16 protein-coding genes are annotated in these 12,719 nt (G+C 74.8%); 11 read left to right on the forward strand and 5 right to left on the reverse strand.

Annotated elements, in window-relative coordinates:
- Nucleotides 1–64: 64 nt before the first annotated feature.
- From ACFQ8T_RS15415 to ACFQ8T_RS15440, 6 genes are all read left to right on the forward strand, one after another.
- Nucleotides 65–1,291, forward strand: coding sequence for a histidinol-phosphate transaminase (locus tag ACFQ8T_RS15415; RefSeq protein ID WP_430547394.1), 1,227 nt, complete (start codon nt 65–67; stop codon nt 1,289–1,291).
- Nucleotides 1,291–1,893 (forward strand): imidazoleglycerol-phosphate dehydratase HisB, encoded by a 603-nt coding sequence (gene hisB, locus ACFQ8T_RS15420; RefSeq protein ID WP_430547395.1) that lies wholly within the window; start codon nt 1,291–1,293, stop codon nt 1,891–1,893. Before ACFQ8T_RS15415 ends, hisB begins: the two co-directional genes overlap by 1 nt.
- A 4-nt stretch (nt 1,894–1,897) precedes the next feature.
- Nucleotides 1,898–2,443, forward strand: coding sequence for a hypothetical protein (locus tag ACFQ8T_RS15425; protein WP_430547396.1), 546 nt, complete (start codon nt 1,898–1,900; stop codon nt 2,441–2,443).
- A 9-nt stretch (nt 2,444–2,452) separates the two neighbouring features.
- On the forward strand, nt 2,453–3,268 hold the full coding sequence (gene hisH / locus ACFQ8T_RS15430) for an imidazole glycerol phosphate synthase subunit HisH (RefSeq protein ID WP_430547397.1): 816 nt from the start codon (nt 2,453–2,455) through the stop codon (nt 3,266–3,268).
- Nucleotides 3,269–3,345: 77 nt separating this feature from the next.
- Entirely contained in the window at nt 3,346–4,077 is a 732-nt protein-coding gene (gene priA, locus ACFQ8T_RS15435; RefSeq protein ID WP_429762153.1) for a bifunctional 1-(5-phosphoribosyl)-5-((5-phosphoribosylamino)methylideneamino)imidazole-4-carboxamide isomerase/phosphoribosylanthranilate isomerase PriA, read from the forward strand.
- Nucleotides 4,074–4,865 carry an SseB family protein gene (locus tag ACFQ8T_RS15440; protein ID WP_430547398.1) on the forward strand — a complete coding sequence of 264 codons (792 nt, stop codon included), beginning with the start codon at nt 4,074–4,076 and terminating at the stop codon, nt 4,863–4,865. Before priA ends, ACFQ8T_RS15440 begins: the two co-directional genes overlap by 4 nt.
- 7 nt (nt 4,866–4,872) lie before the next feature.
- Here the strand turns inward: ACFQ8T_RS15440 and ACFQ8T_RS15445 are convergent, their stop codons facing one another.
- The 5 genes from ACFQ8T_RS15445 to ACFQ8T_RS15465 form a co-directional block, all read right to left on the reverse strand.
- Nucleotides 4,873–5,682, reverse strand: a complete 810-nt coding sequence (locus tag ACFQ8T_RS15445) for a S1C family serine protease (RefSeq protein ID WP_430547399.1) — start codon at nt 5,680–5,682, stop codon at nt 4,873–4,875.
- Complete coding sequence (locus tag ACFQ8T_RS15450) at nt 5,679–6,260, reverse strand: hypothetical protein (protein WP_430547400.1); 582 nt, start codon at nt 6,258–6,260, stop codon at nt 5,679–5,681. Before ACFQ8T_RS15450 ends, ACFQ8T_RS15445 begins: the two co-directional genes overlap by 4 nt.
- A gap of 1 nt (nt 6,261) precedes the next feature.
- On the reverse strand, nt 6,262–6,648 hold the full coding sequence (locus ACFQ8T_RS15455) for a DUF1844 domain-containing protein (protein WP_430547401.1): 387 nt from the start codon (nt 6,646–6,648) through the stop codon (nt 6,262–6,264).
- A 121-nt stretch (nt 6,649–6,769) separates the two neighbouring features.
- A complete protein-coding gene (locus ACFQ8T_RS15460) occupies nt 6,770–8,287 on the reverse strand; it encodes a catalase (protein ID WP_430547402.1) in 1,518 nt (505 codons plus the stop codon).
- A 43-nt stretch (nt 8,288–8,330) separates the two neighbouring features.
- Entirely contained in the window at nt 8,331–8,798 is a 468-nt protein-coding gene (locus ACFQ8T_RS15465; RefSeq protein WP_430547403.1) for a Fur family transcriptional regulator, read from the reverse strand.
- Nucleotides 8,799–9,104: 306 nt separating this feature from the next.
- On the opposite strand from ACFQ8T_RS15465, the gene infC reads away from it, so the two are divergent.
- The 5 genes from infC to ACFQ8T_RS15490 all read left to right on the forward strand — a co-directional run bounded on the left by infC (nt 9,105) and on the right by ACFQ8T_RS15490 (nt 12,655).
- The gene (gene infC, locus ACFQ8T_RS15470) at nt 9,105–10,130 is read left to right on the forward strand and encodes a translation initiation factor IF-3 (RefSeq protein ID WP_430547404.1); all 1,026 of its coding nucleotides are present in this window, start codon (nt 9,105–9,107) and stop codon (nt 10,128–10,130) included.
- Nucleotides 10,131–10,234: 104 nt separating this feature from the next.
- Nucleotides 10,235–10,429: a 50S ribosomal protein L35 gene (rpmI, locus tag ACFQ8T_RS15475; RefSeq protein WP_079576291.1), complete on the forward strand. Its 195-nt coding sequence runs from the start codon at nt 10,235–10,237 to the stop codon at nt 10,427–10,429.
- Between the two features lie 90 nt (nt 10,430–10,519).
- Entirely contained in the window at nt 10,520–10,903 is a 384-nt protein-coding gene (rplT, locus tag ACFQ8T_RS15480) for a 50S ribosomal protein L20 (protein ID WP_079576292.1), read from the forward strand.
- Nucleotides 10,904–10,960: 57 nt separating this feature from the next.
- Nucleotides 10,961–11,818 carry a TrmH family RNA methyltransferase gene (locus tag ACFQ8T_RS15485; protein ID WP_430547405.1) on the forward strand — a complete coding sequence of 286 codons (858 nt, stop codon included), beginning with the start codon at nt 10,961–10,963 and terminating at the stop codon, nt 11,816–11,818.
- A 165-nt stretch (nt 11,819–11,983) separates the two neighbouring features.
- Complete coding sequence (locus tag ACFQ8T_RS15490; RefSeq protein WP_430547406.1) at nt 11,984–12,655, forward strand: 2'-5' RNA ligase family protein; 672 nt, start codon at nt 11,984–11,986, stop codon at nt 12,653–12,655.
- Nucleotides 12,656–12,719: the final 64 nt, after the last annotated feature.

Here is a 12,719-nt window from a genome sequence, read left to right on the forward strand (position 1 = left end):
AGGGCTCGAGGTCGAGGGGCGGACGCCGCCACCGGGGGCTCCCGCGGTTCCGTAGACTGGCGCGGTGACCACCCCCCTGTCCGCCTCCGCACCCGCGGGCGGCGTCGACGGCGCGCGGCTGCCGCTGCGTCCCGAGCTCGCGGCCGAGGTGCCCTACGGCGCCCCGCAGCTCGACGTGCCCGTGCGGCTGAACGTCAACGAGAACCCGTACGCCCCGTCGGAGGCGGTCGTCGCGACGATCGCCCGCCATGTCGCCGACGCGGCGCGTGGGCTCAACCGCTACCCCGACCGTGACTTCACGGCCCTGCGCGGCGACCTGGCCGACTACCTGGCGCTCGAGTCCGGGGTCCGGGTCGCGGCCGACCAGGTCTGGGCCGCCAACGGCTCCAACGAGGTCATGCTGCACCTGCTGCAGGCGTTCGGCGGCCCGGGGCGCACCGCGCTGTCCTTCGCGCCGACCTACTCGATGTACCCGGAGTACGCGCGGGACACGCACACGCGCTGGGTCACCGGCCGCCGGGAGAGCGACTTCACGCTCGACGTCGACCACGCGGTCACGACGATCGCGGAGGTCCGGCCCTCCGTGATCCTCCTCGCCAGCCCGAACAACCCGACCGGCACGGCGCTGCCGCTCGCGACCGTGGAGGCGGTCCTGGACGCCGCGGCGAAGGTCGAGGTGCCCGACGCCCCGGAGCGCGGCGGCCGCCGCGCCGGCGCCGTCGTCGTGGTCGACGAGGCCTACGCCGAGTTCCGCCGCCCCGGCACGCCGTCGGCCCTCGAGCTGCTCGACGCGCACCCGCACCTCGCGGTCTCGCGCACGATGTCGAAGGCCTTCGCCGCGGCAGGGCTGCGGCTCGGCTACCTGGCCGCGTCCACCGCGCTCGTCGACGCCCTGCGCGTCGTCCGCCTGCCCTACCACCTGTCGGCCGTCACGCAGGCGGCCGCGCGGGGCGCGCTGGCGCACCACGACGAGCTGCGGGCGCAGGTGCGCGACCTGCGCGACGAGCGCGACGCACTGGTGACCTGGCTGCGCGCGCAGGAGGTCGACGGTCGCCCGCTGCGGGTGGCGGACTCCGACGCGAACTTCGTGCTGTTCGGCACGTTCGGCGACCGGCACGCCGTCTGGCAGGGCCTGCTGGACCGCGGGGTCCTCATCCGCGAGACCGGGCCCGAGGGCTGGCTGCGCGTCTCGGTCGGCACGCCCGGCGAGAACGCCGCGTTCCGGTCGGCGTTCATCGAGGTCGTCGGCGAGACGGTCACCGGCGCCGCGGCGCCCGAGAAGGAGGACTGATGCAGCACCGCACGGCCCGCGTGGAGCGCACGACGAGCGAGTCGAGCGTCGTCGTCGAGCTGGACCTGGACGGCACGGGACGCACGGAGATCTCGACCACCGTGCCGTTCTACGACCACATGCTCACCGCGCTCGGCAAGCACTCGCTGATCGACCTCACCGTGCGGGCGACCGGCGACACCCACATCGACGCGCACCACACCGTCGAGGACGTCGCGATCGTGCTCGGCGAGGCGCTGCGCGAGGCGCTCGGCGACAAGCGCGGCATCTCCCGCTACGGCGACGCCACCGTGCCGCTCGACGAGGCGCTCGCGCTCGCGGTCGTCGACGTCTCGGGCCGCCCGTACCTCGTGCACTCGGGGGAGCCGGAAGGGCAGGAGTACCACCTCATCGGCGGGCACTTCACCGGGTCGCTCACCCGCCACGTGCTCGAGTCGATCGCCCACCACGCCGGCATCTGCCTGCACGTGCGGGTCCTCGCGGGCCGCGACCCGCACCACATCGTCGAGGCCCAGTTCAAGGCGCTCGCCCGTGCGCTGCGCGCCGCCGTCGCCCCCGACCCGCGCGTCGAGGGCGTCCCGTCCACGAAGGGTGCGCTGTAGCCGCATGACCACCGATCCCGACCGGCACCCCGACCCGCAGCCGGACCTGCCGGACGACCTGCCCGAGGGCTTCGAGATCCCCGACGACCTGTCGGGCCTCGACGGTGCCTCCGCGGACCCCGAGCTGGCGGTCCTCATCACGCAGATCGCGGGCGCCGAGCCCCTGGCGGCCGCCTGCGCGCTCGCCGAGCTCGACGTCGACGCCGCGCCGACCCCCGTCGGCGCGCTCGCGATCCTGCGCGACACCAGCGACGGCGCGCCCGGCCGGGCCGCCGCCGCGATCTCGAAGCTCGTGGCGGGGGTGCCCCTCGTCCTCGTGACCCGCCAGGGCGAGCAGCTCACCTGCGTGCGCTACGCCGACGGCGAGGCCGAGGGCGAGCTCCCGCCGGGCCTCGTGCTGGGCGGCGCTCCGGAGGCCCTCGAGGACCTCGTCACCGGTCAGCTCACGGTCGCCGACCTGCCGGGCGTCGTGCCGTCGTCGAGCATCGGCCGCTTCAAGGCGATGCGGATGCTCACCGGCGCCGCGCGCAAGGCCCGCAAGAAGCAGTAGGGGAGACGCATGCCGGACACGCCCAGCGACACGCCCAGCACGCCCGACCGGGACAACGACCGGGACAAGTTCGCCGCGGCCCAGGAGGCCGCGGGGATCACGCCGCTGCTGCCGCACGGCGGCGCGGCGGCCGACCTCAACCCCGCGCCGGCGCCCGCCCGCGCGGACGGGCGGTCCCGCGTCGTGGTGCTCGACTACGGCTTCGGCAACGTCCGCTCGGCCGTGCGCGCCCTCGAGCGGGTGGGGGCCGACGTCGAGCTCACCGCGGACCTGACGCGGGCCGCGGAGGCCGACGGGCTGGTGGTGCCAGGCGTCGGCGCGTTCGCCGCGTGCATGGCCGGGCTCCGCGCCGTCCGCGGCGACCAGGTGATCGACCGGCGCCTCGCCGGCGGGCGCCCCGTGCTGGGCATCTGCGTCGGCATGCAGGTCATGTTCGACGCCGGCGTGGAGCACGGGGAGCGGGCCGAGGGCCTGGGCGAGTGGCCGGGCGTCGTCGAGCGCCTCGACGCCCCGGTCGTGCCCCACATGGGCTGGTCGCCCGTGGAGACCCCCGAGGGCTCCCGCCTCTTCGCGGGGGTGGAGCACGAGCGGTTCTACTTCGTGCACTCGTACGCGGCGCAGCAGTTCACCCAGGGGCACGACGGCGACGCGGACCCGCGCTACACGCCGCCGCTGGTCACCTGGGCGCGGCACGGCGCGCCGGGCTCCGAGGCCCGGTTCGTCGCCGCCGTCGAGAGCGGACCGCTCGCCGCCACGCAGTTCCACCCCGAGAAGTCCGGCGACGCCGGCGCGACCCTGCTCGAGAACTGGGTCCGCTCGCTCTGAGCGTCGTCGGTCCGATCACCGCCGCACCCGAACCCGCCGTTCCAGAACCCGCAGTCGTAGAACCTGGAGACACCCTGATGACCGACCGCCTCGTGCTGCTGCCCGCCGTCGACGTCGCCGACGGCCAGGCCGTCCGCCTCGTGCAGGGGGAGGCCGGCTCCGAGACGTCCTACGGCGACCCGCTGGCCGCCGCCCGCGACTGGCAGGCGGGCGGCGCCGAGTGGATCCACCTCGTGGACCTCGACGCGGCGTTCGGTCGTGGCTCGAACGCCGACCTGCTCGCGCAGGTCGTGGCCGAGCTCGACGTCCAGGTGGAGCTGTCGGGCGGCATCCGTGACGACGCCTCGCTCGAGCGCGCCCTCGCCACGGGCGCGCGCCGCGTCAACATCGGCACCGCCGCCCTCGAGGACCCGGAGTGGACGGCGCGCGTCATCGCCGAGCACGGCGACGCCGTCGCCGTCGGCCTCGACGTGCGCGGCACGACGCTGGCCGCCCGCGGCTGGACCCAGGAGGGCGGCGACCTGTGGGAGGTGCTGGCACGCCTGGACGACGCCGGCTGCTCCCGGTACGTCGTCACGGACGTGACCAAGGACGGCACGCTGCGCGGCCCGAACGTCGACCTGCTGCGGGAGGTCGCCTCGCGCACCCCGGCGAAGGTGGTCGCGTCGGGCGGGATCTCGTCCCTCGCCGACCTGGAGGCGCTGCGCGCCCTGGTGCCGGACGGCGTCGAGGGGGCCGTGGTGGGCAAGGCCCTGTACGCCGGCGCGTTCACGCTGCCCGAGGCGCTCGACGTGGCGGGCCGGCCGTGACGGCCGAGGGCGGCCGTGCCCTGCCCGGGCACCTGAAGTCGATCCAGCCGACGTCGCAGTTCGCGGGCGACGACGGCTCGGCCGACGCCGAGCTCGCCGCGCTGCTGCGTGCGCACGCCGCCGGCACCGGGTCGCTGGAGGACGTCGTGCGGCGACTCGCCGTCACCCGGGTGCTGGTGCCCGTCCTCGCGGAGCTCGCCGTCGCCGACGTGGTCGAGCACGAGACGGCCGGCGGCACGCAGGAGCTGCACGTCGACAAGGAGGCCGCGGCCGGCGTGGTGGCGATCGAGGTGCCCGACGGTCGCCGGGCGCTCCCCGTCTTCACGTCGGTCGACGCGATGACGGCGTGGCGCGCAGACGCGCGTCCCGTCCCGGTCGAGGCCGCCCGTGCCGCCCTCTCGGCGGTGAGCGAGGACTGGTCGCTGCTGGTCGTGGACCCGGCCGGGCCGGCGACCGCCCTCGTGCCCCGTCCGGCGGTCTGGGCGCTCGCCCAGGGCGAGGAGTGGCGCCCGGCGCTCGTCCCCGCGGGCCCGGACGGCGCGCTCGAGGTGGAGCCGGACGTCGCCGCGGCGGTCGCGGACGCCGCCGCGCCGGTGCAGCACGTGGTGCGCGCGCACGCCGAGCGCGGGCGCCGCGCCGAGGTCGCCGTCGTGCTCGCCCTCGACCCGGGCCTGGACCGGGCGGGGCTGGACCGCGTGCTCGCGCAGGTGAACGCCCGCCTCGGCGCCTCGACGGTGATCTCCGCCCGTGTGGACTCGCTCGAGCTGCGGGTGGGCGCGGCGCGCTGACCCCGTCCTAGCGCGTCGGCGTCGCGGACGGCCCGCCGTCGGAAGGCTGTCCGGACGGCTGGGCGCACGGCGGCAGCGCCCGGAACCCGTCGGCGTCGTCCAGCAGCCGCTCCAGGGTCGACAGCGGTACCAGCAGCGAGCGGCCGTCGGAGGTCTTCGCGTACACGACGCCGATCACCCGGCCCTGCTCGTCGAGCGCCGCCGACCCCGACGAGCCCGGTTCGACCGGGGCGTCGGTGAGCAGCACCTCGCCCAGGTTCTCGTGGAGCGGGTCGGTGGTCGGTCCGATGACCTCGCCCGCGGTGATCGTCAGCTCGCCGCCCTCGGGATAGCCGACCACCGTGACGGCGTCGCCGGGCCGCGGGTCGGCGTCCGCGAGCTTGGGATGGCTGGGCAGCGGGTCCGCGGTGCGCACCAGGGCGAGATCGGCCAGCGCCGCGCTGCCCGCGGCGGAGACCTCGAGGTCGCGCCCGTCGTAGATGCTGACCTCCAGCGACTCCGAGTCGGCCACGACGTGCCGGTTGGTGACGAGCGTGTGCTCGTCGACGGCGAACCCCGACCCGGTCGACAGCCCGTTGCAGCCCACGTTCCGGATCCGCACGGCCATCCGCTGCACGGCGTCGAAGCCGTCGGGGGACAGGCCCTCTGCGCCGTCGGGCGCGAGCGAGGCGGGGGCCGACGGCGCGACGCGCGTGGGGACGACGTCGTCCGGCACTTCGGGCGGCAGCGAGGGAAGCACCCCGCAGCCGGCGAGCGTCGCGGCGAGGAGGAGGGCCGGCGCCGGGCGCAGGCCGCGCGAGCGGCCCGGTCGGGTCACTGCTCGAGCTCCTGCTCGAGCTGGTCGTTCGCCTTCGAGGCCTGCCGGCACAGGGTCTCGACGTCCGAGGCGAACCGGTCGAGGTCCTTCGCGTCGTAGGAGCCGCGGTCCTCGAGGTACGTGATGAGCTGCGACTGGGCGTCGACGCAGTCGCCGAGCGCCGTGGTCACGACGCCGGCCGCCTCGCTCACCCGCCGCTGGTAGTCGAGGTACTGCTGCGAGGCGACGTTCTCGTCGCCGAGCTGGGCCTTCTCGTTGGCGAGGTCGGTGATGCGAGCCGTCGCGGTGGCGAGCTGCTCGCGGGCCGCGACGAGCTCGGCGTCGGTGGCGTCGAGCTCGGCGTCGAGGGCCGCCACCCGGTCGGCATACCCCCGCGCCTCGTCCTCCCAGGCCGCGCTGTGCGCCTGCCAGCGGGTGGTGGTCACCCACAGGTACGCGCCGATGCCGAGCGCCCCGGCGAGCAGCACGGCCAGGACGACCACGGCCGTGCGCCGGTCGCGGCGTCGAGCGGGTGCGCCGGCCTCCGGCGGGGGCGGCGGGCGGTCCGGGGGCGGCGGCCAGGCGGACGGGGCGGACATCTCAGACGACGGAGCCCGTGAACTTCTCGCCGGGGCCCTCGCCGGGAGCGTCCGGCACGACCGACGCCTCGCGGAACGCGAGCTGCAGGGACTTCAGCCCGTCGCGCAGCGAGCGCGCGTGCTGGTTGCCGATGTCGGGGGCGCTGGCGGTGACGAGCGCGGCCAGGGCGGTGATCAGCTTGCGGGCCTCGTCGAGGTCCAGGTGCCCCTGGGCGTCGGCGTCCTCCGCCAGGCCGCACTTCACGGCGGCGGCGCTCATGAGGTGCACGGCTGCGGCGGTGATGACCTCGACCGCGGCGACGTCGGCGATGTCACGGGTGGCGTCGTCGGCCGCGTGGGTGTTCGTGGGGGTGGTCGCGGGGGAGGAGGCGTCGGGCGAGGTGCTCATGGGGTCCATCTTCGCATCGGGCGGGACCGCGACGGCCCGCCGGGACGGCGAGGCCGGGCCCCGCGGGGGACCCGGCCTCGGTGCGCGGGCGACGGCGGAGGGCCCGCCGTCGCCCGCCCTGTCAGATCCCGACGGGCTCGACGTCCGGGCCCGAGCCGGCGGCGGCCGGCGAGGGCACGTGACCCGCGGACACCTCGGCGCGGAGCTTGGCACCGAGCTCGGCGTCCACGTTCGTCCAGTACTGGAAGAACCGCTCGCGGATCTCGTCGATCGTGATGGCGAGGCCCTGGCCGGTGAGCGTCTCGAGGAACCGCGCCTTGGCGCCGTCGTCGAAGACCTCGCGGTACAGGGTGCCCGCCTGGCCGAAGTCGTCGTCCTCGGCGTGCAGGGTCTGCGCGGCACGCACGAGCTCGCCGTCCGACTCCCACGAGGACTCGACGCCGCGCGCCGGGTCGGCCACGGGGCCGCCCTGGGTGCCGAACGAGTTCGGCGTGTAGACGCGGTGCTCGGGGCCGTTGAAGTGGTACTGCATGCTGCCCTGGTGCATGTAGTTCGCGACCGGGGCGGCGTGCGGCTGGTTTACCGGCAGCTGGTTGTAGTTGGTGCCGATGCGGTAGCGCTGCGCGTCCGGGTAGGAGAAGACGCGGGCCATGAGCATCTTGTCGGGCGAGATGCCGGTGCCAGGCACCTGGTTGCCGGGCGAGAACGCGGCCTGCTCGATCTCCGCGAAGAAGTTCTTCGGGTTCCGGTTCAGCGTGAACGTGCCGACCTTGATCAGCGGGTAGTCCGCGTGCGGCCAGACCTTCGTCATGTCGAACGGGTTGAAGCGGTAGGTCTTGGCGTCCTCGTACGGCATGACCTGGACCTTGACGTCCCACGAGGGGTGCTCGCCGCGCTCGATGGCCTCGTACAGGTCGCGGCGGTAGTAGTCCGCGTCCTCGCCGGCGATCCGCTCGGCGTCCTCGGACGACATGTGCTCCACGCCCTGCTGGGAGATGAAGTGGTACTGCACCCAGAAGCGCTCGCCCTCGGCGTTGACCCACTGGTACGTGTGCGAGCCGTAGCCGTTGAGGTGGCGCCACGACTTCGACAGGCCGCGGTCGCCCATGACGTAGGTGACCTGGTGGGCCGACTCCGGGGAGAGGGTCCAGAAGTCCCACTGCATGTCGGCGTTGCGCAGGCCGGAGGCGCCGAGGCGCTTCTGGGAGTGGATGAAGTCCGGGAACTTCATCGCGTCGCGCAGGAAGAAGACCGGGGTGTTGTTGCCGACGATGTCGAGGTTGCCCTCGGTCGTGTAGAAGCGCAGCGAGAAGCCGCGCACGTCACGCCAGGTGTCGGGGGAGCCCTGCTCGCCCGCGACGGACGAGAAGCGCAGCAGCGTCTCGCTCTTCGCGCCCTTCTGGAAGACGGCCGCGCGGGTGTACTGCGAGACGTCCTCCGTGACGACGAGCTCGCCGAACGCGCCGCCGCCCTTGGCGTGCGGGTTGCGCTCCGGCACACGCTCCCGGTTGAAGGAGGCGAGCTTCTCGACCAGGTAGCGGTCGTGCAGGACGGTGGGCCCGTCCGCGCCCAGCGTGAGGGACTGCGCGTCGCTCGCGACCGGGGTGCCGGTCTGCGTCGTCGTGAACGGCGTCGTCATGTGATGACGTCCTTTCTCAGGGGGGTTCCGGTTCGGTCCGGTTTCAGATGGTAGTGCCGGGGCCGGCTGCCGGGACGGGGTCGGCGGCCGAACCGTCGGCACAGTCGGGGCACAGGCCCCAGAAGGTGACCTCGGCGAGGTCGACGGCGAACCCGTGGGACGCGCTGGGCGTCAGGCAGGGCGCGTGCCCCACGGTGCAGTCGACGTCGGCGACGGCACCGCACGAGCGGCACACCACGTGGTGGTGGTTGTCGCCGGTGCGGCGCTCGTAGCGTGCGGGGTGCCCGGCGGGCTCCATGCGGCGCAGGAGACCGGACGAGGTGAGCGCGTGCAGGCAGTCGTAGACCGCCTGCACGGACACCGAGCCGAGGTCGGCCCGCACCGCGCGCACGACGTCGTCCGCGGTGGCGTGCTGGTGCTCGGAGAGCGCGCGCAGGACGGCGAGCCGGGAACCGGTGACGCGCAGGCCCCGCTCCCTCAGCAACGTCTCGTCCGTGCTCGCCGTGGTCATGGCCGCGACCCTGCCACACTTTCTGGAACGATTCCAGTAAAGGTCGCGACGTGGACGGTCGAGACTCTCACCACACCGGCCGGCCCCGCGGCCATCCCGTGCTAGCCTTGACAGCTGACCGACCTGGGTCCATCGGCACGTCGCTCTACGGAGCGGCTGCAGGGCTCAGGTGCATCAAGTGGATCTCATCCCACCCGAGCACCGACCGAGCGCCCCCGGGGCGCCGACAGGGGCCGGGTCCCGGTCGGGCGCCTCTCGTGGGCGTCCGCCTCGGTCGCCGGAGCGCTCGCGCCCCGGCGTCGGTAGATGGCCTCCACCTGTGCTCAGGTCGGGGGCCTTTCCCGTCCCTGGCGGTTTACCGACGAGTTTAGGAGCATCACCATCAGCGAGCCTCGCATCAACGATCGGATCCGCGTCCCCGAGGTCCGACTCATCGGCCCGGGCGGGGAGCAGGTCGGCGTGGTCGCCACGGGAGTCGCCCTGAAGCTTGCCCAGGACGCCGACCTCGACCTCGTCGAGGTGGCCCCGGACGCCCGTCCGCCCGTCGCCAAGCTCATGGACTACGGCAAGTTCAAGTACGAGTCGGACATGAAGGCGCGCGAGGCGCGGCGCAACCAGGCGAACACGGTCCTCAAGGAGATCCGGTTCCGCCTGAAGATCGACCCGCACGACTACGGCACCAAGAAGGGCCACGTCGTCCGCTTCCTGGAGGCCGGCGACAAGGTCAAGGTCATGATCATGTTCCGCGGTCGTGAGCAGTCGCGCCCCGAGATGGGCGTGCGGCTTCTGCAGCGTCTCGCGGAGGACGTCTCGGACCTCGGCTTCGTCGAGTCGATGCCGAAGCAGGACGGCCGCAACATGACCATGGTGCTCGGCCCGGTGAAGAAGAAGGCCGACGCCAAGGTCGAGCAGCGCAAGCGGTCCAGCGAGATCAACGCGCAGCGCAAGACCAAGTCCGAGGTCAAGGCCGAGGCCCGCGCCCAGGCCGCGCCGGCGCAGCCGACGACGGAGCCCGAGCCGACGGAGCCCGAGGTCGAGGCGCAGGAGGCTCCGGCCCCCGAGGCCGCGCAGCCGGCGCCCGCCCCGCGCGCCGAGACGAAGCCTGCCGAGACGAAGCCCGCCGCAGCGCCGGCCGCCCCGTCGAAGCCCGCGACGTCGAAGCCTGCGGCCGCGGCGAAGCCGGCCTCCGCGCCGGCCAAGCCGGCGGCGGCCCCGAAGCCCGCGACCCCGGCGAAGCCCGCCGCGGCGACGCCGAAGCCCACGACGCCGAAGCCCGCCACCCCGCGGCCGCCGGCGCCGCGGCCGAAGCCGAGCCCCCGCGCAGGTCGCTGAGGCGGCACCGCAACGTCCATCTGGCACCGGGCCGCTCGCCGGCCCCGGTCCGCACCACGTCCCCGCCACCCGGCGGGTGACCGACACGAGGAGAGACGGCAGTCATGCCGAAGAACAAGACGCACTCCGGCGCCAAGAAGCGCTTCCGGGTCACCGGCAGCGGCAAGATCATGCGGGAGCAGACGAACGCTCGCCACTACCTCGAGCACAAGTCCAGCCGCCGCACGCGTCGTCTGGCCCAGGACCAGGTGGTCTCGGCCGCCGACGTCAAGACCATCAAGAAGCTGCTCGGCAAGTGACGCCCTCGGCGGTCCGCTGAGTCCGGTGACACCACCGGGACGCACGACCGCCGGGTCCACTTCCGGCCCCGACACTGCAAGGAGCATCACGTGGCACGCGTGAAGCGGGCGGTCAACGCCCACAAGAAGCGCCGTACGACCCTCGAGCGCGCCAGCGGCTACCGCGGCCAGCGTTCGCGCCTGTACCGGAAGGCGAAGGAGCAGGTCACCCACTCCCTCGTCTACTCGTACCGCGACCGCAAGGCGAAGAAGGGCGACTTCCGCAAGCTGTGGATCCAGCGCATCAACGCTGCGTCCCGCGCGCAGGGTCTGACCTACAACCGCCTCATCCAGGGCCTCAAGGCTGCTGGTGTCGAGGTCGACCGCCGCATGCTCGCCGAGCTCGCGGTCAACGACGTGGCGGCGTTCAACGCGCTCGTCCAGGTCGCCAAGGACGCGCTGCCGGCCGACGTCAACGCGCCGAAGGCCGCCTGAGCCACCCCGCTCAGCACCCCGGACGCCCGGACACCCCCCGACCTGTCGATGCCGCGCATGATCTCAGGCATCCCCGACGTGACGCTCGCGAACCCGCGGGCGGACCGGGTCAAGCAGGTCAGGGCGCTGTCCGGGCGTCCTGCGCGTTCCCGGCACGGACAGTTCCTCGTCGAGGGGCCCCAGGGCGTGCGTGAGGCCGTGCGCCACGCGGCCGCCGACGTCCGGGACGTCTACCTCACGCCCGCCGCCGCGGAGCGCTACGCCGAGATCGTCGACGCGGCGCTCGGCGCCGGGCTGCACCTGCACGTCGGCACGGCCGAGGTGCTCGAGGCGATGAGCCCGGACGCGCAGGGCGTGCTCGCGGTGGTGCGCACCACCGCGCTCGGCCTCGACGACGCCCTGGCCGGCGTCACCTCGCGGCCGCTGCTCGTCGCGGTGCTCGCGAACGTCCGCGACCCGGGCAACGCCGGCACGGTGATCCGCGCGGCCGACGCGGCGGGCGCGGACCTCGTCGTCCTCGCCGGCGAGAGCGTGGACGTCCACAACCCCAAGGTGGTGCGCTCCACCGCCGGCTCCCTCTTCCACCTGCCCGTGGTCACGGGCCTGCCCCTGGCCGACGCCGTCGCCGTCGTCCGCGCCGCGGGCTGCGTCGTCCTCGCCGCCGACGGCACGGGCGAGCACGACCTCGACGACCTGCTCGACGTGGCGGGCGGCCCGGCCGTCGACGCCGGGCAGCCGGACCTGGCGGGCTCGAGCGCCTGGGTCTTCGGCAACGAGGCATGGGGCCTGCCCGAGGCCGACCGTGCGCTGGCCGACGCCGTCGTGCGCGTGCCGATCCGCGGCCGCGCGGAGTCGCTCAACCTGGCCACCGCCGCCACGGTCTGCCTCTACGCGAGCGGGCGCGCGCAGCGCTGACGCCGCAGGCCGCCGCGTCGTCGTCGCGCCGGCCGAACGCCCCGGCCCGGCGTGGGACAGCCCGCTCGCCGGCGGTCGCGAGGGCGGCGGTCGGTCCGGACCCTGCCCGGCGCCGGTCGCGCGCCGCCCGGGGCGGCCCGTGCCGGGGCGTGGCACGATGCGCGGATGCGCCTGTTCACGGCCGTGTACCCCTCCGCCGACGCCGGCGACCACCTGGAGCTCGCCCTCGCCGGGGTGGGCGGCGCCGCTCTCTCCGACCCGGGCCGCGGCCTGCGCTGGGTGGCGCCGGAGCAGCGCCACGTCACCCTCGCCTTCCACGGCGAGGTGCCGGACGGAGCCGTGCCGGACTACGTCGAGGCGCTGGGGATCGCCCTGGCCGACGTGCCGCCGTTCGCGCTGGCCCTGAGCGGTGGCGGCACCTTCGGGGGGCGGACGCTCTGGGTCGGTGTGGCCGGGTCGGTCGACGACCTGCGGCGCGCCGGCGAGCTCGCGCAGGACGCCGCCGTCGGCGCGGCGGGCCTGCCCGCCTCCGACCGCACGTCGGGACGGCCGCACCTCACGGTCGCGCGCGCGACCCTGCGGGCGGCGGAGGGCCGGCGGAGGGTCGACGGCGCCCGCGGGGGGACGCGTGGCCCGCGCGGGCGCGAGCCGGAGGCGTCGCCCCTGGTGCCGTGGGCGCGGGCGCTGGCCGTGTACCGCGGCCCGTCGTGGGAGGTCGGCGCCGTGCACGTCGTCGCGTCCCGGCTCGGCGAGGGACGGTCGGGGGGTCCGCTGCACGACGACGTCGCCGTGATCCCCCTGGCGGACCGGGACGGGACGGGACGGCCCGTGCCATGATGGGTGCGTGACACGCCGCGACCGCCGATTTACCGGGCCCGCCACGGGCCCGGCCCCGGCGACG

The organism is Isoptericola sp. NPDC056618 (assembly GCF_042792715.1).
In the GTDB taxonomy this organism is placed as follows: Bacteria; Actinomycetota; Actinomycetes; order Actinomycetales; family Cellulomonadaceae; genus Isoptericola; species Isoptericola nanjingensis.